At 72.8% G+C, this 21280-nt stretch carries 21 protein-coding genes; 19 read left to right on the top strand and 2 right to left on the bottom strand.

What is annotated here, in order from left to right; translation table 11 throughout:
* The first annotated feature begins 3 nt into the window (after nucleotides 1-3).
* From ACQP1P_RS36895 to ACQP1P_RS36820, 16 genes are all read left to right on the top strand, one after another.
* Entirely contained in the window at nucleotides 4-1023 is a 1020-nt protein-coding gene (locus ACQP1P_RS36895) for a sensor histidine kinase (protein WP_433078276.1), read from the top strand.
* Nucleotides 1020-1691: a response regulator gene (locus ACQP1P_RS36890; RefSeq protein ID WP_433078274.1), complete on the top strand. Its 672-nt coding sequence runs from the start codon at nucleotides 1020-1022 to the stop codon at nucleotides 1689-1691. The genes ACQP1P_RS36895 and ACQP1P_RS36890 overlap by 4 nt, the downstream gene beginning before the upstream one ends.
* Before the next feature lie 221 nt (nucleotides 1692-1912).
* Nucleotides 1913-3142, top strand: coding sequence for a glycoside hydrolase family 5 protein (locus tag ACQP1P_RS36885; RefSeq protein ID WP_433078272.1), 1230 nt, complete (start codon nucleotides 1913-1915; stop codon nucleotides 3140-3142).
* Between the two features lie 53 nt (nucleotides 3143-3195).
* On the top strand, nucleotides 3196-4119 hold the full coding sequence (locus ACQP1P_RS36880; RefSeq protein WP_433078270.1) for an alpha/beta hydrolase family protein: 924 nt from the start codon (nucleotides 3196-3198) through the stop codon (nucleotides 4117-4119).
* A 148-nt stretch (nucleotides 4120-4267) separates the two neighbouring features.
* Entirely contained in the window at nucleotides 4268-5449 is a 1182-nt protein-coding gene (locus tag ACQP1P_RS36875; RefSeq protein WP_433090261.1) for a substrate-binding domain-containing protein, read from the top strand.
* A 64-nt stretch (nucleotides 5450-5513) separates the two neighbouring features.
* On the top strand, nucleotides 5514-6257 hold the full coding sequence (locus tag ACQP1P_RS36870; RefSeq protein ID WP_433090259.1) for an ABC transporter ATP-binding protein: 744 nt from the start codon (nucleotides 5514-5516) through the stop codon (nucleotides 6255-6257).
* Entirely contained in the window at nucleotides 6254-6973 is a 720-nt protein-coding gene (locus tag ACQP1P_RS36865; protein WP_433078268.1) for an ABC transporter ATP-binding protein, read from the top strand. The genes ACQP1P_RS36870 and ACQP1P_RS36865 overlap by 4 nt, the downstream gene beginning before the upstream one ends.
* 174 nt (nucleotides 6974-7147) lie before the next feature.
* Nucleotides 7148-8035, top strand: coding sequence for a branched-chain amino acid ABC transporter permease (locus ACQP1P_RS36860; protein ID WP_433078266.1), 888 nt, complete (start codon nucleotides 7148-7150; stop codon nucleotides 8033-8035).
* Nucleotides 8032-9135, top strand: coding sequence for a branched-chain amino acid ABC transporter permease (locus ACQP1P_RS36855; RefSeq protein ID WP_433078264.1), 1104 nt, complete (start codon nucleotides 8032-8034; stop codon nucleotides 9133-9135). Before ACQP1P_RS36860 ends, ACQP1P_RS36855 begins: the two co-directional genes overlap by 4 nt.
* A gap of 116 nt (nucleotides 9136-9251) precedes the next feature.
* Nucleotides 9252-10010, top strand: a complete 759-nt coding sequence (locus ACQP1P_RS36850) for an ABC transporter ATP-binding protein (RefSeq protein WP_433078262.1) — start codon at nucleotides 9252-9254, stop codon at nucleotides 10008-10010.
* Nucleotides 9997-10689 carry an ABC transporter ATP-binding protein gene (locus ACQP1P_RS36845; RefSeq protein ID WP_433078260.1) on the top strand — a complete coding sequence of 231 codons (693 nt, stop codon included), beginning with the start codon at nucleotides 9997-9999 and terminating at the stop codon, nucleotides 10687-10689. The genes ACQP1P_RS36850 and ACQP1P_RS36845 overlap by 14 nt, the downstream gene beginning before the upstream one ends.
* A 23-nt stretch (nucleotides 10690-10712) precedes the next feature.
* Entirely contained in the window at nucleotides 10713-11945 is a 1233-nt protein-coding gene (locus ACQP1P_RS36840) for an ABC transporter substrate-binding protein (RefSeq protein ID WP_433090257.1), read from the top strand.
* Nucleotides 11946-11951: 6 nt separating this feature from the next.
* The gene (locus ACQP1P_RS36835) at nucleotides 11952-12824 is read left to right on the top strand and encodes a branched-chain amino acid ABC transporter permease (protein WP_433078258.1); all 873 of its coding nucleotides are present in this window, start codon (nucleotides 11952-11954) and stop codon (nucleotides 12822-12824) included.
* Nucleotides 12821-13753 (top strand): branched-chain amino acid ABC transporter permease, encoded by a 933-nt coding sequence (locus tag ACQP1P_RS36830; protein ID WP_433078256.1) that lies wholly within the window; start codon nucleotides 12821-12823, stop codon nucleotides 13751-13753. The genes ACQP1P_RS36835 and ACQP1P_RS36830 overlap by 4 nt, the downstream gene beginning before the upstream one ends.
* Nucleotides 13754-13882: 129 nt before the next feature.
* On the top strand, nucleotides 13883-15508 hold the full coding sequence (locus tag ACQP1P_RS36825; RefSeq protein ID WP_433078254.1) for an MFS transporter: 1626 nt from the start codon (nucleotides 13883-13885) through the stop codon (nucleotides 15506-15508).
* A 59-nt stretch (nucleotides 15509-15567) separates the two neighbouring features.
* Nucleotides 15568-16203 carry a TetR/AcrR family transcriptional regulator gene (locus ACQP1P_RS36820; RefSeq protein WP_433078252.1) on the top strand — a complete coding sequence of 212 codons (636 nt, stop codon included), beginning with the start codon at nucleotides 15568-15570 and terminating at the stop codon, nucleotides 16201-16203.
* Nucleotides 16204-16277: 74 nt separating this feature from the next.
* On the opposite strand, the gene ACQP1P_RS36815 is transcribed toward ACQP1P_RS36820, so the two are convergent.
* Both ACQP1P_RS36815 and ACQP1P_RS36810 read right to left on the bottom strand, forming a co-directional pair.
* A complete protein-coding gene (locus ACQP1P_RS36815; protein WP_433090256.1) occupies nucleotides 16278-18170 on the bottom strand; it encodes a helix-turn-helix domain-containing protein in 1893 nt (630 codons plus the stop codon).
* Nucleotides 18171-18180: 10 nt separating this feature from the next.
* The gene (locus tag ACQP1P_RS36810; protein WP_433078250.1) at nucleotides 18181-18948 is read right to left on the bottom strand and encodes a 3-hydroxybutyrate dehydrogenase; all 768 of its coding nucleotides are present in this window, start codon (nucleotides 18946-18948) and stop codon (nucleotides 18181-18183) included.
* Nucleotides 18949-19089: 141 nt separating this feature from the next.
* On the opposite strand from ACQP1P_RS36810, the gene ruvC reads away from it, so the two are divergent.
* Genes ruvC through ruvB form a run of 3 tightly spaced genes read left to right on the top strand, consistent with a single transcriptional unit; the run spans nucleotide 19090 to nucleotide 21256 of the window.
* Nucleotides 19090-19602, top strand: coding sequence for a crossover junction endodeoxyribonuclease RuvC (ruvC, locus tag ACQP1P_RS36805; RefSeq protein ID WP_433078248.1), 513 nt, complete (start codon nucleotides 19090-19092; stop codon nucleotides 19600-19602).
* Nucleotides 19599-20201, top strand: a complete 603-nt coding sequence (ruvA, locus tag ACQP1P_RS36800) for a Holliday junction branch migration protein RuvA (protein WP_433078246.1) — start codon at nucleotides 19599-19601, stop codon at nucleotides 20199-20201. The genes ruvC and ruvA overlap by 4 nt, the downstream gene beginning before the upstream one ends.
* Nucleotides 20198-21256: a Holliday junction branch migration DNA helicase RuvB gene (gene ruvB / locus ACQP1P_RS36795; protein WP_433078244.1), complete on the top strand. Its 1059-nt coding sequence runs from the start codon at nucleotides 20198-20200 to the stop codon at nucleotides 21254-21256. Before ruvA ends, ruvB begins: the two co-directional genes overlap by 4 nt.
* The last annotated feature ends 24 nt before the right edge of the window (nucleotides 21257-21280 follow it).

Genomic DNA, 21280 nt, shown 5'->3' with positions numbered 1-21280 from the left:
CCGGTGTACTGGCAGGCGTTCCGCGCCGCCCCGGAGGCGTTGGTCGTGCTCGACGCCGCCGGGGTGGTGCGCCTGGCCAGCACCGCCGCGGAGACCCTGTTCCGCCGCGACACCGCCGACCTGGTGGGGCGCGGGGCGGGCGAGCTGTTCGTCGGCTCGCCCGAGTTCACCGCCGAGGCGCCGACCGCGGCCGTGATCCGGCTGCCCGACGGCGGCGAGCTGGACGTCGAGGTGCGGGTGCGCGCGCTGTGGGGCGACCCGAGCGGGATGCTCTCCCTGCAGGTGGAGGAGCGCGTGGCGGACGTGCGCCGCCGGGCGGCCCTGGAGCAGCGCATCGCCCGGCTCACGCTCACCGGCCAGGAGCAGGGCGAGCTGCTCGGCGACGTGATCGTCACCCAGGAGCGGGAGCGGGCCCGCATCGCCGCCGGGGTGCACGACGACAGCCTGCAGGTGATCACCGCGGCCACCCTGCGCCTGCAGCAGCTGCGCCACCGCCTGTCCGACCCGCAGGACCTGGCGATCCTCGACCGGCTCGAGGCGTCGCTGGTGCAGGCGGCGGAGCGGCTGCGGCGGCTCATCTTCGACTTCCGCCCGCCGCGGCTGGCCGACGACGGGCTCGCCGCGGCCGTCGAGGACCTGCTCGACGACCTCGCGGAGCAGCACGGCATCGGCGTGCGGGTCGAGTCGCTGCTCGCCGCCGAGCCCGCGCTGCCGACCCGGGTGCTGCTGTTCCGGATGCTGCAGGAGGCGGTCGCCAACGTCGGCAAGCACGCCGGGGCGGACCGGTGCACGGTCATCCTCGGCGAGGAGGAGGGCGGGTACCTGGTCCGGGTCGTCGACGACGGCGTCGGCGCCGAGAACCTGCACTCCGACCCGGGCCACCTCGGGCTGCTGCTCATGCGGGAGCGCGCGGCGCTGGCCGGCGGGTGGTTCCGGATCAGCAGCCTGCCGGGGCGCGGAACCACCGTCACGTTCTGGGTGCCGCGCGGCGCCGACCTCGAATCCAAGGGAGCCGTACCGTGACTCGTCCGCCCTACCGGGTGCTCATCGTCGAGGACCACCAGGTGGTCGCCGAGGGGCTCGCGGCGCTGCTCAACGAGCACCCGGAGCTGCGCGTGGTGGCCCTGGCCGGCCGGGTCGGCGAGGTCGAGCACCTGGCCGACGTGGAGCGGGTCGACGTCGTGCTGTGCGACTTCTGGCTGCCCGACGGCACCGGCGCCGAGGCCGTCGCGGCGCTGCGGGCCCACCAGCCCGACGTCGCCGTGGTGTTCCTCAGCGCCGACCAGAGCGACCGGGTCATCCTCACCGCGCTGGAGGCGGGGGCGGCCGGCTACCTGGTCAAGAGCGCCGGCGGGGCCGACGTCGCCGAGGCGGTGCGCCGGGCCGTCGACGGGGAGATCCTCGTCCCGGCCCGCCAGCTGGCCAAGCTCCTGGCCCGCCGCCGCGAGCAGGCCCAGCGCTCCGAGGAGCACGCCCGGCGGCTGGACAGCCTCACGCCCCGCGAGCGGGAGATCCTCGCGCTCATGACCGAGGGCATGGACAACCGGGACATCGCGCGCGAGCTCAGCATCAGCTACACCACCGTGCGCAGCCACGTGCGGCATCTGCTGAGCAAGATGGGGGCCCGCTCGAAGCTCGAGGCGGTCGTGCGGGCCGCGGAGTGGGACCCCTCGCCGTCGGTGGGCACCTGACCCGCGCGCGATTGGTCACTGACGCGATTGGTCACTGACGCGATCGGTCACTGACGCGATCGGTCACTGAAGGGCGCGACCTGCGGATACCGCCGCGCCGCGGTCCGCTCTCCTGCAATTGGTGCACGCACATTTCCGGCATTTGTACGCTGACCGCATATGTCCGAAATCCGTAACGTGTTGATCTGCCCCGCCGTCAAAAGTGAGGACAGGTCAGCTCTATGGGCCGCACGCGCCTTTACTGGATTTCCGCACTGGTCGCGCTTGCCGTTGCCGCCGTCGCACTGGTGCCGCTGCTCGTCAGCGACAAGGACGACAAGAAGGTTCACCCCGCCCGGGCGGAGTCTGCCCAGCGGCTGCAGATGCCGTTGCACGCCGAAGGCTCGAAGATCGTCGACGCCCGCGGCGTGACCGTGCAGTTCACCGGCGTCAACTGGTTCGGGTTGGAGACCAACACCTTCGCCCCGCACGGGCTGTGGTCGCGCAAGCTCGACGACATGCTCGACCAGATGGTCGCGCAGGGCTTCAACTCGATGCGCCTGCCGTTCAGCAACGAGCTGTTCGATGCGGCGTCGAAGCCCAACGGCGTCGACTTCGCGCTCAACCCGGACCTCAAGGGCCTGACCGGCCCGCAGCTCATGGACCGGGTTGTCGAGGGCGCGACGAAGCGCGGCATGATGGTCATCCTCGACCGCCACCGCCCGACCTCCCAGGGTCAGAGCAACCTCTGGTACACCGACAAGGTCAGCGAGGACCGCTGGATCTCGGACTGGGTGAAGCTCGCCAAGCAGTACCGGGACAACCCGCTCGTGGTGGGCGCCGACCTGCACAACGAGCCGCACGGCGAGGCCACCTGGGGCGACGGCAACGAGAAGACCGACTGGCAGGCCGCCGCGCAGCGGGCCGGCGACGCGGTGCTCAAGGCCAACCCCAACTGGCTCATCGTGGTCGAGGGCATCGAGAACTACAAGAAGGCCGACGGGCAGAACGACGGCTACTGGTGGGGCGGCAACCTGCAGGGCGCCAAGGACCACCCGGTGAAGCTGTCCGACCAGTCGAAGCTGGTCTACTCCGCACACGACTACAGCCCGAAGGTCTGGTCGCAGCAGTGGTTCACCGACCCGGCGTTCCCGGCCAACATGCCGGCGCTGTGGGACAAGCAGTTCGGCTACCTCGTGAAGAACAACACCGCCCCGGTCCTGATGGGTGAGTTCGGCGGCCGCTCGGTGGCCGAGCAGGACGCCCAGGGCAACAAGGACCTGGAGGGCATCTGGCAGCGCAACCTCGTCAAGTACCTCAAGGACAACGGGCTCAGCTACACGTACTGGGCCTGGAACCCGAACTCGGGTGACACCGGCGGCGTCCTCAAGGACGACTGGACGACGGTCGACGCCGACAAGGCCGCGCTCCTGAAGACCTACCAGGCGCCGCTGGCGGCCGCGGCACAGTAGTCCGGCAAGGCCCTCCCTCCGCTGCTAGATTGCGCGGGGGGAGGGCCTTTGTCATGCCTGAGTCAGATACGGTCGTCGATTCCACCGCCGGGCCGCTCAACGCGATCCTCCGCATCCCCGACGGCCCGGCCCGCGGGGGGCTCGTGCTGTCCGACGGCTCCGGCCCGGCCGACCGCCACGCCTGGCAGGGGGTGCCCGGCTGGCTCGCCGAGCGCGGGATCGCCACCCTGCGCCACGACAAGCCCGGCTGCGGCGGCTCGCCCGGCGACTGGCGCACCCAGACCTTCGCCGACCGCGCCGCCGAGGCCCTCGCGGCACTCACCGTGCTGCGCAAGCAGGCCGGCGTCGAGCGGGCCGGCCTGATCGGCTACAGCCAGGGCGGATGGGTCTCGCTGCTGGCCGCCGTCACCGCCCCGGACCAGGTCGACTTCGTGGTCACCCTCGGCGGGCCGTACGTCGGGGTCGAGGAGCAGGAGCGCACCCGGCTCGCCCGGGTCATGCGCCGCAAGGGCGTGCCCGAGGACCGCGTCGCGGCCGGGCTGGCCTGGGCCGACGAGCGCGCCGCCCGGCTGGCCGCCGGCGAGGACCCGGCCCTGGTCCACGCCGACCAGGCCCGCAACGCCCGCGACGACTGGGCCGCGATCGTCTGCGACCGGCCCTACGACACCCCGGAGGAGCTCGGGTTCTTCGCCCGGATGCTGGCCTTCGACCCCGCCGCCGTGCTGCCGTTCCTGCCCTGCCCGCTGCTGGCCCTCTTCGGCGCCGACGACGAGCACGTCCCGGTCGAGCGCAGCCTGCAGGTGCTGGGGGAGCGGCTGCCGTCGCGGCACCGGGGCACGAACGCGGTCGGGGTGTTCCCGGGGGTCGGCCACATGCTGCACCCGGTGCCGCCGCGGGACGATGCCCCCCTGTTCGAGCAGCTTTCTCCGGGGTTCCTGCCGCTGCTCGGGGCCTTCCTGGAGCGGGTCGCACCATAGGGTTTCGCCGATTCTGTGTGGTCCAACCACATAGCGACGTGCCCGACGCCACTCCTAGCGTGTGCGAACACCCGCCAGCAGGCGCTGGCCTTAACAAGGCGTTCACACGGAGGAAGCGTTGATCAGGCAATCAGGCGCGCCGAGGCGGCTGTTGGTCGCGGCGCTGGGTCTCACGCTCGCCGCGACGTTCGCGTCCGCGTGCAGCAGCCCGCAGGAGGCGGCCCAGGAGCCGGCCGGCGACGGCGCGCCCATCAAGGTGGGGCTCGTGTACTCGCAGACCGGCCCGCTCGCGTCCTACGGCAAGCAGTACATCGAGGGCTGGAAGGCCGGGCTCGCCTTCGCGACCAAGGGCACCGGCAAGGTCGGCAACCGCCCGATCGAGGTCAAGGAGGCCGACGACGCCGGCGACGCGGCCAAGGCCGTCTCGGCCGCCAAGGACCTCATCGGCCAGGGCTACAAGATCCTCGCCGGCAGCACCTCGTCCGGCGTCGCGAGCCAGATGGCCCCGCTGGCCGCGCAGAACAAGGTCCTGTTCATCTCCGGACCCGCGGCCACCGACGCGGTGACCGGCATCAACAAGTACACCTTCCGCTCCGGTCGCCAGTCCTACCAGGACGTCCTGGCGGCCAAGTCCTACCTGAGCGCCCCCTCGGGCAAGAAGGTCCTCGTGTTCACGCAGGAGGGCGCCTTCGGCAAGTCGAACGCGGACGCCGTGAAGGCCGTCATCGGCGGGGCGGGCGCCACCGTCGACACGATCTCGGTGCCGGCCAACGCCACCGACTTCACCGGCTTCGCGGTGCAGGCCAAGAACGCCAAGGCCGACATGATCTTCGTCGCGTGGGCGGGCACCACCGCCACCGCGATGTGGCAGGCCCTCGACCAGCAGGGCGTGCTCGGCTCGACGCTCGTCGTCACCGGCATCGACCAGCGCGCGTCCTGGCCGACGTTCGGCGCCGCCGGCTCGAAGATCTCGCTGCTGGCCCACTACTTCGACGGCGCCAGCGACAACGAGGCCACCGCGGCGCTGCGCAAGGGCGTCGACGGCGGCAAGGTCGACCTGTTCCACCCGGACGGCTTCACCGCCGCGCAGATGGTGGTCCGGGCCGCGCAGGAGGGCGGCGACGACGTCGACAAGATGGTCACCGCGCTCGAGGGCTGGTCCTTCGACGGCGTCAAGGGCAAGCTCACGGTCCGCAAGGAGGACCACGCCCTGCTCCAGCCGATGTTCCAGGGCAAGTTCAGCGGCTCCGGCGCCGACCTCAAGCCGGAGCTGGTGAAGGCGATCGACCCGGCCGACGCCGCGCCGCCGGTCGCGCAGATGAAGGGCTGAGCCGGTGGCCGAAGCCCCGGTGCCGGCGGCCGGCGGTGTCCTCGCGGACGCCCCGGCCACCGGCCTGCTCAGCACCCGGCGCCTGACCTGGCGGGTGGGCGGGGTCGCCATCGTCGACGGGGTCAGCCTCGACCTCGCCGAGGGCGAGTTCCTGGCCGTCATCGGCCCCAACGGCGCCGGCAAGACCTCGCTGTTCAACCTCATCTCGGGGCTGCGCAAGCCGTCGGACGGCTCGGTGTCGCTCGACGGCCGGGACGTGACCCGGCTGGCGCCGCACCGCCGGGCCCGGCTCGGCCTCGGGCGCACGTTCCAGTCGTCGTCGGTCTTCGCCTCGCTCACGGTCGCGGCCAACGTGCGCCTGGCCGTGCAGGCCCGCCGCGGCGGCTCGATCCGCCCCTTCCCGCTGCCGGGCCGGGACCGCGAGGTCGCCGAGCGCGCCGAGCGGGTGCTGTGGCGGGTCGGGCTCGACCACCGCGCCGGCGCGAACGCCGGCACCCTGGCCCACGGCGAGAAGCGCAAGCTCGAGATCGCGCTGCTGCTCGCGGGCGAGCCGCGGGTGCTGCTGCTCGACGAGCCGATGGCCGGCGTCAGCGCCGAGGACGTGCCCGGCCTGGTGGCGCTGATCCGCACCCTGACCCGCGAGGAGCGGCGCAGCGTGCTCATGGTCGAGCATCACATGGACGTCGTGCTCGACCTGGCCGACCGGGTCGCCGTCATGCACCACGGGGCGCTGCTGGTCTGCGACACCCCGGACGTGGTCATGGCCGACCGCACGGTCCAGGAGGCGTACCTGGGGGAAAAACTGTGACCATCCTCGACATCGCGGGACTGGATGTCCGCATCGGCGGCTCGCACATCCTGCAGGGCGTCTCGTTCGGGGTCGCGCCGCAGGGCGTCACCGCGCTGCTCGGGCGCAACGGCGTCGGCAAGACCACCACCCTCAAGGCGGTGCTCGGCCTGCTGCCGCGCGGCGCCGACCTGGCCGGCGAGGTGCGCTTCGGCGGGCAGCGGGTGACCCGGCAGCAGACCTTCCGGCTGGTGCGCGACGGGCTCGGCTACGTGCCCGAGGACCGCGGCGTCTTCGGCGGCCTGACCGTGGCCGAGAACCTCCGCCTCGCCGAGCGCCCCGGTGCCGCCCCGGACTACGAGCGCGTCTACGGCCTCTTTCCCGAGCTGCAGCGCCGTGGCCGGCAGCGGGCCGGCACGCTCTCGGGCGGCCAGCAGCAGATGCTCGCGATCGGGCGGGTGCTGCTCAACCCCAACCGGCTGCTGCTCATCGACGAGCCGACGAAGGGCCTCGCGCCGAAGGTCGTCGGCGAGGTCGCGGCCGCCCTGCACGCCGTCGCCCAGGTGGTGCCGATGCTGCTCGTCGAGCAGAACCTGGCCGTCGTGCGGCGCCTGGCCCAGGACGCGGTCGTCATCGCGGCGGGCAAGGTCGCCTACACCGGACCGGCGCCCGACCTGCTCGACTACACCGAGAAGACCAAGTCGCTGCTTGGGGTCGGAAAGGCAGACCACGCATGAGCGGTACGGAGCGAAGCGGAGTGGCCGCTCATCGGAAGTGCGGCTCTGGCTCAGGCCGGCGCCGAAGCGAAGCGGAGGTGTCGGCATGAGCGGTACGGAGCGAAGCGGAGTGGCCGCTCATCGCAAGTGCGGCTCTGGCTCAGGCCGGCGCCGGAGCGAAGCGGAGGTGCCGGCATGAGCACGATCGTGCTGCTGACCCTCACCGGACTCGGGCTCGCCGCGCTGTACTTCCTGGTCGCCTCGGGCCTGGCGCTCGTCTTCGGCCTCGCGGACGTGCTCAACTTCGCGCACGGGCTGTTCCTCTCCGTCGGGGCCTACGCCACCTGGTGGGCGGCCGGGCACCTGCCCGGGGCCGGGCCGAGCGGCTGGGGCTTCGCGCTCGCCGTGCTCTTCGGCGTCGTGTGCGGGACGGTCGTCGCCGCGCTGGTCGAGCTGGTGCTCATCCGGCCGCTGTACCGCCGGACGATCGAACAGGTCCTCGTGACCGTCGGGCTCTCGCTGGCCGGCGTGGCGCTGCTGCAGGCGTCGTGGGGCAGCGACCCCCGGCCCTACCCGCGCCCGCAGTGGACACAACAGCTGACCACGATCGCGGGGGCCCGCGTGCCCAACGACCGGTTCCTGCTCATCGGGGCCGCGGTCGTCGTGCTGCTGGGGCTGCTGGCCTTCCTGAAGTACACCCGGATCGGTCTGGTCATCCGCGCGGGCGTCGAGGACCGCTCGATGGTCACCGCGCTCGGCATCGACGTGCGGCGCGCGTTCACCCTCGTGTTCGCCATCGGGGGCGCGGCCGCGGCCCTGGCCGGCGCGCTCGGCGGCGTGTTCACCGGCGCGATCTCCCCGACCGGCGGCAGCTCCCTGCTCATCTTCGGGTTCATCGTCGTCGTCATCGGCGGCATGGGCTCGGTCACGGGCGCCGCCTACGCCGCGGTCGCGGTCGGGCTGCTGCAGCAGTTCGTCAACTACACCTCGTCGGGCCTGGGCGACATCTGCGTCGTCGCCCTGCTCGCGGTCGTGCTCCTCGTCCGTCCCCAAGGGATCACCGGGAAGGTCGCCACCTCATGACGACACAGACCGCCCAGTCCGCCCGCAGCGCCCCGGCCCCCGCGCCGCGCCGGGGCCGGGTCCCGCTCGCCCGCTTCGGCCCGCTCGTGGCCCTCGTGGTCCTCGCCGTGCTGCCGTACTGCGGCCTGCGGCTCCCCGGCCTCTTCGACTCGGCCGTGAACGCCCCCGGCACCCTGCAGCTGCTGGCGCTGTGCCTGGTCTTCGGCGCCCTGGCGATGGGCTACGACCTGCTCTTCGGCCGCACGGGGATGCTCTCGTTCGGCCACGCGCTCTACTTCGCGGCCGGGGTCTACGGCACCGACATGCTGGTCACCAAGGCCGGCTACGGGCTGTGGACCGCGATCCTGCTGGCCGTGATCGGCACCGCGGTGCTGGCCGCGCTGCTCGGCGCGATCGCGCTGCGCACCGGCGGGATCGCGTTCGCCATGGTGACGCTCGCCTTCGCGCAGGTCGCCGCGATCACCATCGGGCGCAACCCGGGCGGGGCCACCGGCGGCGAGGAGGGCCTGCCGATGGACTCCTCGAAGGTGCCGGACTTCCTCGTGGGCGTGGCCAACACGGTGAACCTGTACTGGCTCGCCCTCGCCGCGCTCGTCATCACCGTGCTCGTCGTGCACGCGATCGGCGACTCCCCGGCCGGGCGCGTGCTGGCCGCGATCCGCGACGACGAGCGCCGGGTCGGGGTGCTGGGCCTCGACCCGTACCGCTACCGCCTCTTCGCCTTCACCGTCGCCGGCGGCCTCGCCGGGCTCGCGGGGGCCATGTACGCGCTGCTCATCGGCGGCGCGACCCCGCACATCGCGGCCTCCGACCAGACCCTGACGCTGCTGGTGATGGTGGTGCTCGGCGGGCCGGGCACGCGCTGGGGGCCGCTCATCGGCGGGTTCCTGTTCACCTACCTCGACTACCGGCTCGTGGCCCTGGGCGACTCGGACGCGGTGGCCGGGCTGCCCGGCATCCTGCGGGGGCCGCTGTCGCAGCCGCTGTTCATCCTCGGCACCGTGTTCATCCTGGCGGTGTACTTCTTCCCCGGCGGCCTGGCCGGCCTGCGCACGCGACTGGGCCCGTTGGCCAGGTGGATCCCCGAGCGCCGCCCATAGCGGGCGCACATAGCTCTATATGTAAATATGTGGATTACCTCCGTGGTGACCCGAGGAGTGGCGGCCGTAGCTTGTGACGGCCGTCACTTCTCGTTGTCCAAGGGGGTGTGTCCCACATGGATGGTTCCGCGCTCGTCGCGCGCGGCCTCACCCGCGACTTCCGGGGCTTCCGGGCCGTCGACGGGGTCGATCTGGATGTCGCGGCCGGTGCCGTGCACGCGCTCGTCGGGCCCAACGGGGCCGGCAAGACGACCCTGTTCAACCTGCTGACCGGGTTCCTCGCGCCGACCGCCGGGCGCATCGAGCTCGCCGGCCGGGACATCACCGGGCTCGCGCCCGAGCGGGTCGCCCGCCTCGGCCTGGCCCGCTCGTTCCAGATCGCGAGCCTCTTCCCGCAGCAGACCGTGCAGGCCCACGTCGAGCTGGCGCTGCAGGGCGGCACCTCCCTCGGCTGGGCCTTCTGGCGCTCCGAGCGGCCGCTGCGGCGCTTCCGGGACGGCGCCCTGCACCTGCTGGAGCGCGTCGGGCTCGCCGCGTCCGCGCAGGAGCCCGCGGGCCGCCTGCCGTACGGGCGCAAGCGGGCCCTGGAGCTGGCGATCGCGCTCGCCCTCGACCCGAAGGTGCTGCTGCTGGACGAGCCGACCGCCGGCATGGGGGTGGAGGACGTCGAGCGGACCGTCGAGCTCATCGCGGCGGTCCGCGACGGGCGCACCGTCGTGCTGGTCGAGCACAACATGAGCGTCGTCGGCCGGCTTGCCGACCGGGTCACGGTCCTGCAGGCCGGCCGGGTCCTGGCCGAGGGGCCCTACGAGCGGGTGCGCGCCGACGAGCGCGTGGTCGAGGCCTACCTGGGCAGCGCCGATGCTGCGCATTGAGGGGCTGTCCGCCTGGTACGGCGAGGCGCGCGTGCTGCGCGACGTCGGCCTGCACGTGGCCGAGGGCGAGGTCGTGACCCTCTGCGGGCGCAACGGCGCCGGCAAGACCACGCTCCTGCGCTGCGTCATGGGCCTGCACGCCGGCCGCTCCGGCACGGTCGAGCTGGCCGGGCGGGACGTCACGAAGCGTCCGCCGCACGCCCGGGCGCGGGCCGGCCTCGGCTGGGTGCCGGACGACCGGGGCGCCTACGCCACGCTCAGCGTCGCCGAGCACCTGGCGCTGCCGCCGGTGGTCGGGCCCCGGCCGTGGAGCCTGGCGGCGATCCACGAGGCGTTCCCGAACCTCCACGAGCGCCGCCGCAGCCCGGCGACCACGCTGTCCGGCGGCGAGCAGCAGATGCTCGCGCTGGCCCGGGTCCTGCGCATGGGCGCCACCGTCCTGCTCTGCGACGAGCCCACCGAGGGGCTCTCGCCGCTGCTCGTGCGGCGGGTCGGCGAGATCCTGCGCCGGGCCCGCGACCACGGCGTCACGGTCCTGCTGGTCGAGCAGAACCTGCGCTTCGCCACCACCGTCGCCGACCGCCACTACCTGCTCGCCGAGGGCCGTATCGCCGGCGAGTTCGACAACGCCGACGTGCGTTCCCGCGAGGACGAGCTCCTCGCGCACCTGGGCATCTGACCGGAGGTACACCTGTGAAGCGTTTGGTTGTTCTCGGCACCGCCGCGGTCCTGCTGCTCGCCGGGTGCGGCGGCGGTGGCCCCCGCTCCTCGGGCGGGGGCGGGCTCACCGGCGGCAAGATCGTGCTGGGCGTGCTCAACGACCAGTCCGGCGTCTACGCGCAGCTGTCGGGCAAGCACTCCGTCGTGGCCGTGCAGATGGCCATCGAGGACTTCAAGGCCAGGTACGGCGACAGGGCGATCACCACGAACATCACCGTGGAGACTGCGGACCACCAGAACAAGCCCGACGTCGCCAACACCCGGGCGAGCGAGATGTACGACCGGCTCGGCGTCGACGCGATCCTCGACGTGCCGACGTCCTCGGCCGCGCTGAAGGTCGCCGACGTCGCCAAGCAGGCCAGGAAGCTGTACTTCAACATCTCCGGCGCCACCACGGACCTGACCGGCAAGTCCTGCAACAAGTACACGTTCCACTACGCCTACGACACCGCGATGCTGGCCAATGGCACGGGCACCGCGGCGACCCAGGCCGGCGCCAGGAACTGGTACATCGTCTACCCCGACTACGCCTTCGGCCAGGACATGCAGAAGTCCTTCGCCGCGGCGGTCACCAAGGGCGGCGGCACGGTGGTGGCCAGCGACCCGACGCCGTTTCCGAACGACAACTTCTCCACGTTCCTGCTCAAGGCGCCGACGCTGAACCCGAAGCCGGACGTGCTGGGCACCATGCAGGCGGGCGCCGACCTGGTGAACCTCGTCAAGCAGTACAACGAGTTCAAGCTCAGGGACAAGGGCATCGGGCTGGCGGTCGGCCTCATGTTCCTGACCGACATCCACTCGCTGACCCCCGACGCGCTGGCCGGCACCACCTTCACCGACGCGTGGTACTGGAACTTCGACGAGCGCAACCGCGCCTGGGCCGACAAGTTCGCCGCGCGCACCGGCGGGCAGCGCCCCACCTTCGCCCACGCGGCCAACTACTCCGCGGCCACGCAGTACCTCGAGGCGGTCCAGGCGGCCGGCACCGACGACGCCGACGCGGTGGTCAAGCAGCTGGAGGGCAAGAAGGTCGACGACTTCTTCCTGCGCGGCGGACAGTTCCGGGCCGCCGACCACCGGGTGCTGCACGACGCGTACCTGGCGAAGGTCAAGCCGAGCGCCGAGGTCAAGGAGGCGTGGGACTACGAGCAGATCGTCAGGACCATCCCGGCCCAGGAGGCCTTCCGTGCCCCGTCGCCGGACTGCCGGCTCTGATCCGCGATGGGCCTGCTCACCCACACGGTGAACGGACTGGTCGGGGGCGGCTTCTACGCGCTGCTCGCCCTCGGCCTGGCCGTCATCTTCGGCCTGCTCCGCGTGGTCAACTTCGCGCACGGGGCGTTCTACATGCTCGGCGCGGTCGGGGCCTTCTTCCTGCTGGACTCGCTCGGGCTGCCCTTCTGGGTCGCGCTGGCGGTCGTGCCGGTCGTGCTCGGCCTGCTGGGCGTGGTGCTGGAGCGCACGGTCGTGCGCCGCTTGGCCGTCCTCGACCCGCTCTACAACTTCCTGCTCACGTTCGGCCTGACGCTGATCCTGCAGGACGCGGTGAAGTCGCGCTACGGCACGCAGTCCAAGCCGTACGGGGCGCCGGCCGGGCTCGGCGGGACGGTGGACTTCGGGGTGTTCGACTTCCCGGCGTACCGCGTGTTCGTCCTGGCCGTCGCGGTCGCGCTGTGCGCCGTCGTCTGGTGGGTGCTGGCGCGCACCCGGGTCGGCATGGTGGTGCGGGCCGGGATCGAGCGGCCCGAGCTGACCCGGGCGCTCGGCATCGACGTGGGGCGGTGGGTCGCGCCGGTCTTCGGCTTCGGCGTGGCGCTCGCGGCGCTGGCCGGGGTCCTGGCCGCGCCGGTGCGGGCGGTCAACCCGCTCATGGGCGGCGACCTCATCATCGGCGTCTTCGCCGTCGTGGTCATCGGCGGGCTCGGCTCGGTCTTCGGCTCGGTGGCGGCCGGGTTCGCCATCGGGCTGCTGCAGGCCTGGAGCGAGGCGTACGCGCCGCCGCTGCTGGCCCAGACACTCATCTTCCTGGTCATGGCGCTGGTGCTGCTGGTGCGCCCGGCCGGGCTGTTCGGTCGCGAGGAGGGCACGGCATGAGGTGGGCACCGCGTTCGCTGCTGGTGACCGCCGGGGCGGCGGTCGCGCTCTGGCTGCCCAACGGGCTCTATCCGGCGGTGGCGGTGGACATGCTCTGCTGGGCGCTGTTCGCCGTCGCGATCGACCTGCTGCTGGGCTACGGCGGGCTGCTGTCCTTCGGGCACGCGGCCTTCTGGGGCACGTCGGCGTACTCGGCCGGGCTGATCGCGGCCCGGCTCGGGGCGCCGTTCCCGGTCGCCGTGCTCGGCGGGGCGCTGACGGCGGCCGCGCTGGCGGTGCCGATCGGCTGGCTCGCGGTGCGCCGCACCGGGATCTACTTCGCGATGGTCACCCTCGCGTTCGCGCAGATGATCTACTACGTGGCCAACGCGTGGTCCTCGGTCACCGGCGGCGAGAACGGGCTGCAGAGCGTGCCGCGCGAGCTGTTCGGGCTCGACCTGTCCGACCCGTACTACTTCTACTACGCGGCCCTGCCGATCGCGGCGCTCGGCCTGCTGCTGGCCTGGCGGATCGTGCACTCGCCGTTCGGCCGGGTGCTCGTCGCGGTCCGGGACAACGCGAGCCGGGCGCGGGCGCTGGGGTTCGCGGCGGCGCGGTACAAGCTGCTGGCCTTCGTGCTGTCGGCCTTCCTCGCGGGGCTCGGCGGCGGCCTGTTCGCGGTCGCGCACGGCTTCGTCGCCCTCGACGTCCTGCACTGGACGACCTCGGGCCAGGGTGTGGTGCTGGTCGTGCTCGGCGGGATCGGCACGCTGTGGGGCGGTGTGCTGGGCGCCGGCCTCGTCGTGAACCTCACCGACCAGCTCTCCCAGGCCGGCTTCGACCTGGTCGGCCTGGTCACCGGCGGCATCTTCGTGCTGGTGGTGCTGCTGTTCCGGCGGGGGCTGTGGGGCACGGTCGCCGGTTTATTCCGCCGGTGGCGCCGGGTGTGACGGGACGCACTATTCAATACGAGACGGTTCCGTATCGCGAGTCTGAGGGCTACGTTGATACGGAACTGTTCCGTATCGTTATCGCGTTCCGACCATCGTTATCGCGTTCCGACCAGGGGGAGCAACACCGTGAGCGCACCTACCGCAAGCGCGGCGCCGGGCAATGCCGTGGCGCCGGCCAACACCGGGCATCCCCGCCGCTGGGCCATCCTCGGCGTGCTCGTCATCAGCCTGCTCGTGGTCGTCCTGGACAACACCGTCCTCAACGTCGCCATGCGCACCATCGCCGACCCGCAGAAGGGCCTGGGCGCGACCCAGAGCCAGCTCGAGTGGGCGATCAACTCCTACACGCTGGTCTTCGCCGGCCTGCTCTTCACCGCCGGCATCCTGGCCGACCGGCTCGGGCGCCGCATCACGCTGACCGTCGGGCTCGCGCTGTTCGGCGTCGCCTCGCTGGTGTCGGCCTACTCCGGCTCGGCCGACCAGCTCATCTGGGCCCGCGCCCTCATGGGCCTCGGCGCCGCGGCGGTCATGCCCTCGACCCTGTCGATCATCGCCAACGTCTTCGACCCGCGCGAGCGCGGCCGCGCCATCGGCGTGTGGGCCGGCGCCGTGGGCCTCGGCGTGGCCATCGGCCCGATCGTCGGCGGCCTGCTGCTCGAGCACTTCTGGTGGGGCTCGGTCTTCCTGATCAACGTGCCGATCGTCATCGTCGGCCTGGTCCTGGTCAACGTGCTCATCCCCGAGTCGCGCGACCCGAAGCCGGGCCGCATCGACTTCGTCGGCGTGCTGCTGTCCATCGTCGGGCTCACCCTGCTGACGTACGGCGTGATCGAGGGCGGCGACCACGGCTTCGGCAAGATCGAGTCCTGGGGCACCCTGGCCGCGTCGGTGGTCGTCCTCGCCGCGTTCGCCCTCTACGAGCGGCGCATCGAGTTCCCGTCGCTGGACGTGAGGCTGTTCGCCAACCGGGCCTTCAGCACCTCGACCGCGATGATCGGCCTGGTCTTCTTCGCGGCCATGGGCATCATGTTCATCAGCGCCTTCTACCTGCAGCTGGTCCGCGACTACGGCCCGCTCGCCTCCGGCGCCCTGTTCGTGCCCTTCGCGGTGGCCCAGATGATCTTCGCCCCGCGCAGCGCCGCCATGGTCAAGCGCTTCGGCCCCAAGGCCGTCGGCACCACCGGTCTGCTGCTGGTCGCGGCCGGCCTGTCCGCGTGGATGTTCATCCAGGCCGACACGCCGATCTGGATCGTCGGCGCGCTGTTCTTCCTGATGGGCGTCGGCATGGCCAACGTGATGCCGCCCGCGACGGAGGCGATCATGTCCGCGCTTCCCCGTGAGAAGGCCGGCGTCGGATCGGCCGTCAGCAACACCATCCGTCAGGTCGGCGGGGCCCTCGGCGTGGCCGCGCTCGGCGCGGTCATCTCCTCGATCTACCGCGACCACATGGAGTCGGCCACCGGCAACCTGCCGGCCGCGGCGCGCAACGCCGCCAACGAGTCGATCTCGGGGGCGTACGGGGTCGCCGAGCACGCGGGTGCCGCGGCGCCGGCACTGATCCAGCACGCCAACGACGCCTTCATCACCTCCATGCACTACGCGGCCATCGGCTCGGCGGTCTTCGCGCTGCTCGGCGCGGTCGTCGCCCTGCTCGGCCTGCCCGGCAAGCGCCCGGCCGAAGCGCCGGCGCCCACCACCGCCGAGGGTCTGGCGGAGGAGCAGGGCGTGCAGCTCGTGGGTGTAGGCGACTGACGGAGCGGGAGGAAACCGGTGAGTAGCTTCGGTGTGAAAACTCGGTAACAATGGAAACCATGACGCTCAGCGTGGACGCGGTGGCTGACCAGGACCGGAAGGGTCCCGGCCGGCCCCGCAGCGCCCGGGTCGACGAGGCGATCGTCGAGGCGGTGTTCGAGCTGCTCAGCTCCGGCCAGAGCGCGGACGCCATCTCGATCGAGGCGGTCGCCGCGAAGGCCGGCGTTGGCAAGGCGACGATCTACCGCCGCTGGCCCAACAAGGAGGCGCTGCTGATCGACGCGGTCCTGGCGATGAAGGGCCCCTTGCCGGAGCTCAAGGGCGAGTCGGTCCGGGGCGACCTGATCACGCTGATCACGGCGATGCGCAACAAGCGCATGGCGCAGTACGGCAAGGTCACGGCCTGTCTCATGCCGGAGCTGTTCAAGAGCTCCGAGATGAGCCGGGTCTACCAGGGCGTCGTGGAGCCCCGCCGCGAGCTGATGCGCGGCGTGCTGTGCCGCGGCATCGCCTCGGGGGAGCTGCGCGCGGACCTCGACGTGGAGCTGGCGCTGCTCGTCCTGTCCGGCCCGACGCTCGCCCAGAACATGCTGCGCTGGAACCCGAACGTGCCGGACGAGGGCTTCGCCGAGCATCTGGTGGACTTCGTCCTGCGCGGTGCGTTCGCGGTGCCCCCGCCCGACGGTCACGCCTGACGCGTCACCCGTTTCCGGCCTCGGCCCGGTCGTGCCCCTCCTGGCGCGGCCGGGCCGTCCGGCGTATCGGGGGACTAGGCCGACTGGAGGCGGTGCAGGCGCAGCGCCAGCTGGACCTCCAGGGCCCGCTCCGGCTTCTGCCAGTCGGGGCCGAGCAGCTGGGCGATCCGCTCCAGGCGCTGCGTCACCGTGTTCACGTGGACGTGCAGCAGCTCGGCGGCCCGCGCGAGGCTGCCGCCCACGCCGAAGTACGCCTCCAGCGTCTTCACCAGCGCCGTCCCGCGCCGCACGTCGTAGTCGACGACCGGCCCGATCGTCGCGGCCAGGAACGACTGCACGTCGCGGTCGCGCCCGTCCGGGGCCGAGCCCAGCAGCAGCCCGACGAAGCCGAGCTCCGCGGTGCTCGCGCCGGTGCCGGTGCGGCCCAGGGCGGTCAGCGCCGTCACGCAGCGGTCGGCGTCGCGGTACGCCGCGGAGATCGCCTCCGGGCGCACGGCCGGGCCACCGGCGCCCGCCGTGATCGGGCGGCCCAGCAGCTTGCCCAGGTCCCGGGCGACCGCCCGGGCCGCGTCGCCCGGCGCGTCACCGGGCAGCAGGAGCACCACGTGGCCGTCGCGGGCCGCGGCGAGGCCGGAGCGGCTGTGGGCGTACGTCTGCGCCCACGACACCGCCCGCTGGCGGGCCGAGCCGCCGGCGAGCGCGTCGGCGCCGATGGCCACCACGACGTTCGGGGCGTCCAGGTCCACGCCGAGGCGCTTGGCCCGCGTGCGCAGCGCGTCGGCGTCGCGGGCGGGGCGGGTGATGACGTCGTCCAGCAGCTCGCCGCGAACCCGGCCCTCGGCCTCGGCGACGGTGCGCCGGAACAGCTGCAGCAGCGCGGTCACCACCGCGGCCCGCTCGAGGATGCGCTGGTCGGCGTCGACCAGGGGGCTGTCCGGGCGCATGACCAGGGCTCCGAGGTTCTCCGCGCCGGCCACGACCGCGGCCACCCACAGCTCGCCGCGGCGCACGCTGCGCCCCTCGGTGCGGGAGGCGGCCAGGGCCTCGGCGATCGCGCTGGGCTCGGGCCGCTCCAGCTCGCCGACCAGCGCCACGGTCCGGCCCTCGGCGTCGAGCACGAGCAGCGAGCCGCCCAGCACCTCGACCACCACCGCGGCCACGTCCTCGACCCCGGCGCCGCGCAGCACGAGGGCGGTCATGCGGTCGTGGGCCGCGGCCGCGCGCTCGACGGAGTCGCTGTGCGCGCGGATCACCCCGTTGGCGGCGGAGAGCTCGGCGAGGGCCTCCTGGGTCTCGCCCAGCAGGCGGGCGGTGTCGATCGCGACGGCGGCGTTGGCCGCGAGCGAGACCAGCAGCGACACCTCCTCGCGCGCGAACGGGCGGGCGGAGCGGTTCGCGGCGTACAGCACGCCGATGATCCGCGCCCCGAGCCGCAGGGGCACGCCCAGGATCGCGATCAGGCCCTCCTCGCCCACGCCGGTGTCGATGTCGCCGGTGTGCCGGAAGCGCGTGTCGCGGGGGTAGTCGGCGGTGACGTACGGGCTGCCCGTCTGCGCCACCAGCCCGCCGAGCCCGGCGCCCATCGGCAGCCGCAGCGCCTGGAAGTGGGCCGAGATCGAGCCGTCGGTGACGCGCATGTAGGTGTCGCCGCGGGCCTCGTCGTTGAGCGTCATGTACGCCACGTCGGCCCCGAGCAGCGTGCGTGCCCGGTGCACGATGGCGGCGAGCACGGCGTCGACGTCGCGCAGCCCGGCGAGGTCGCTGGCGGTGTCGAAGAGCCCCGACAGCTCCTCCTCGCGGCGCCGGCGGCGCTCGATGAGGGCCCGCACCCGCAGGGCCACGACCTTGCCCTGCTCCAGCTCCGCGATGCGCTCCGGGGGCAGCCCGGCCCCCCGGGCGGCGACCAGCGGGCCCTCGAACTCGACGGCCGCGGCCTCGCGGGCCAGCAGCTCGAGGTACTCCAGCATCGTCACGTGCCTAGTGTGCGGTCCAGCCGCCGTCGATCGACAGCGAAGTGCCCGTGATGAACCCGGCGACATCCGTGCAGAGGTAAGCGACCAGCTCCGCCACCTCCGCGGGCTCGATGAGCCGCTTGATCGCCGCGCTCGTGAGCATGATCTTCTCGACGACCTCGGACTCGGGGATGCCGTGGGTGCGGGCCTGGTCGGCGATCTGCCCCTCGACGAGCGGGGTGCGCACGTAGGCGGGGTTGATGCAGTTCGAGGTCACCCCGTGCGGGGCACCCTCGAGCGCGACGGTCTTCGACAGGCCCTCGAGGGCGTGCTTGGCGGTGACGTACGCGGCCTTGAACGGCGACGCGCGCAGCCCGTGCACCGAGGAGATGTTGACGATCCGGCCCCAGTTCCCGGCGTACATGTGCGGCAGCACGCCGCGCGCCAGGCGGAAGGGCGCCGTGACCATGACCGCCTGGATGTAGGCGAAGCGGTCCGGCGGGAACTCCTCGAGCGCGGCCACGTGCTGCAGCCCGGCGTTGTTGACCAGGACGTCCACGTCCGGGCAGTCGCGCAGGACCGCGTCCAGGCCGGCCGGGTCGGACAGGTCGGCCACCACCGGTACCACACCGTCGAGGGTCTTGAGGTGGTCCTCGTCGCGGTCGACGGCCACGACCCGGGCCCCGGCGGCCACCAGCCGCTCGGCGACGCTGCGGCCGATGCCGCTGCCGGCCCCCGTGACCATCGCGGTGCGGCCCCGCAGGTCCAGCGCGACCACATGCTCCGTCGTCATGGCCGGAAACGTACGAGGCTTCGCTCCGCCGTCCCATGGGGGAGGCCCACATACCTTTACCGCACTCGGTGTGTGTGTCGTGTGATCGGCGCGCCGCGATCGTCCGATAGGGTGTCGAACACACGTTTGAGGGGAGCGGCGGTGCGCGTGCTGGGGGTCGACCCGGGCCTGACCCGGTGCGGCGTCGGGGTGGTCGAGGGCCGCCCGGGCAGCCCGTGCCGGATGGTGCACTACGAGGTCGTCCGCAGCGACGCCGACCTGGACCTGTCCCTGCGCCTGCTCAACCTCGACCGGCGCCTCACCGATCTGCTCGCCGAGCACAAGCCCGAGAGCGTCGCCGTGGAGCGGGTGTTCGCCCAGCACAACGTGCGCACGGTCATGGGCACCGCCCAGGCCGGCGCGGTGGCGATCCTCGCCGCGGCCCGCGCCGGGCTGCCCGTGCAGATGTACACCCCGAGCGAGGTCAAGGCCGCCGTGAGCGGCAACGGGCAGGCGGACAAGGCCCAGGTGACCGCGATGGTGACCAGGTTGCTGCGGCTCGAGGTCGCGCCTCGCCCGGCGGACGCCGCCGACGCCTTAGCCTTGGCCATCTGTCATGTGTGGCGGGGCGGTGCGCGGGAGCGCATCAGCGCGGCGGTGAGGAGGACGCGGTGATCGCGAGCGTGCGCGGCAAGGTGGCGGCGGTGTCGCCCGACGGCGCGGTGATCGAGGTCGGTGGGGTCGGGCTGGCGGTCCAGTGCTCCCCGCACACCCTCGCCGAGCTGCGGGTCGGCCAGGAGGCCCGGCTGGCCACCTCGCTCGTGGTGCGCGAGGACTCGCTGACCCTCTACGGCTTCGCCGACGACGACGCCAAGCAGCTGTTCGAGCTGCTGCAGACCGCGACCGGGGTCGGGCCGCGGCTGGCCCAGGCGGTGCTGGCCGTGCACACCCCGGAGGTCGTGCGCCGCGCGATCTCGGCCTCCGACACCTCGACCCTCACCCAGGTCCCGGGCATCGGCAAGAAGGGCGCCGAGCGGCTGGTGCTGGAGCTGCGGGACAAGGTCGGCGCGCTGCCGGGCGCCGGGGCGGCCCTGGTCGCCGGCGGCGCGGTCTGGCCCGAGCAGGTCCGCCAGGCCCTCGTCGGGCTCGGCTGGAACGACAAGCAGGCCGACCAGGCCGTGGCCGCGGTCGCCGAGCAGCTCGACGGGCAGACCGTCCCGCCCGTGCCGGTGCTGCTCAAGCAGGCGATCCGGATGCTGGGCACGATCCGATGACGGATCCGCTGGTCAGTGCGTTCGCCTCCGACGAGGACCACGCGGCCGACCAGAGCGTGCGGCCCAAGCGCCTCACGGAGCTGATCGGCCAGCACCGGGTCCGCGAACAGCTCGAGCTGCTGCTGCAGAGCGCCCTGCGCCGCGGCAGCCCGCCCGATCACATCCTGCTCTCCGGCCCGCCCGGCCTCGGCAAGACCACGATGGCCATGATCGTCGCCGCCGAGCTGGGGGCCGGGCTGCGCATGACCAGCGGCCCGGCCATCGAGCGGGCCGGCGACCTCGCCGCCGTGCTGACCAGCCTCACCCGGGGTGACGTGCTGTTCATCGACGAGATCCACCGCATCGCGCGGCCGGCGGAGGAGCTGCTCTACAGCGCGATGGAGGACTTCCGCGTCGACGTCGTGGTCGGCAAGGGCCCGGGCGCGACCGCCATCCCGCTCGACGTGGAGCCGTTCACCCTGGTCGGTGCCACGACCCGCAGCGGGCTGCTCACCGGCCCGATGCGCGACCGCTTCGGCTTCGTCGGCCAGCTGGACTTCTACGACCCGGAGGAGCTCGAGCAGATCATCTCGCGCTCGGCCCGCATCCTCGACGTGCCGATCACCGAGGACGGGGCGGTCGAGATCGGGCGGCGCTCCCGGGGGACGCCCCGCATCGCCAACCGCCTCCTGCGGCGGGTCCGCGACTATGCCGAGGTGCGGGCGGACGGGGTCGTGGACATCGCCGCGGCCCGGGCGGCGCTGCGGGTGTACGACGTCGACGAGCTGGGCCTGGACCGCCTCGACCGGGCGGTGCTGCTGGCCCTGCTGCGCTACGGCGGCGGACCGGTGGGGCTGTCCACCCTCGCGGTGGCCGTCGGTGAGCAGCCGGACACGGTGGAGGAGGTGTGCGAGCCGTTCCTGCTGCGCTCGGGGCTCATCGCGCGCACGCCCCGTGGCCGGGTCGCCACGGCGAGCGCCTGGCAGCATCTTGGCATCCCAGGACCCGCTGGTACCGTCGAGGGCGGAAAATCCGCGGGCGGCTTGTCCCAAACGCCCGGTCTATTCGATTTGTGATCGGACCGTGACGGACGCCGGTCA

Origin of the sequence: Dactylosporangium sp. CA-052675, from assembly GCF_050947935.1 — a bacterium.
Taxonomy (GTDB): domain Bacteria; phylum Actinomycetota; class Actinomycetes; order Mycobacteriales; family Micromonosporaceae; genus Dactylosporangium.
The sequence above is the reverse complement of the archived record's forward strand: the minus strand, read 5'-3'. Positions and strand labels throughout refer to the sequence as shown.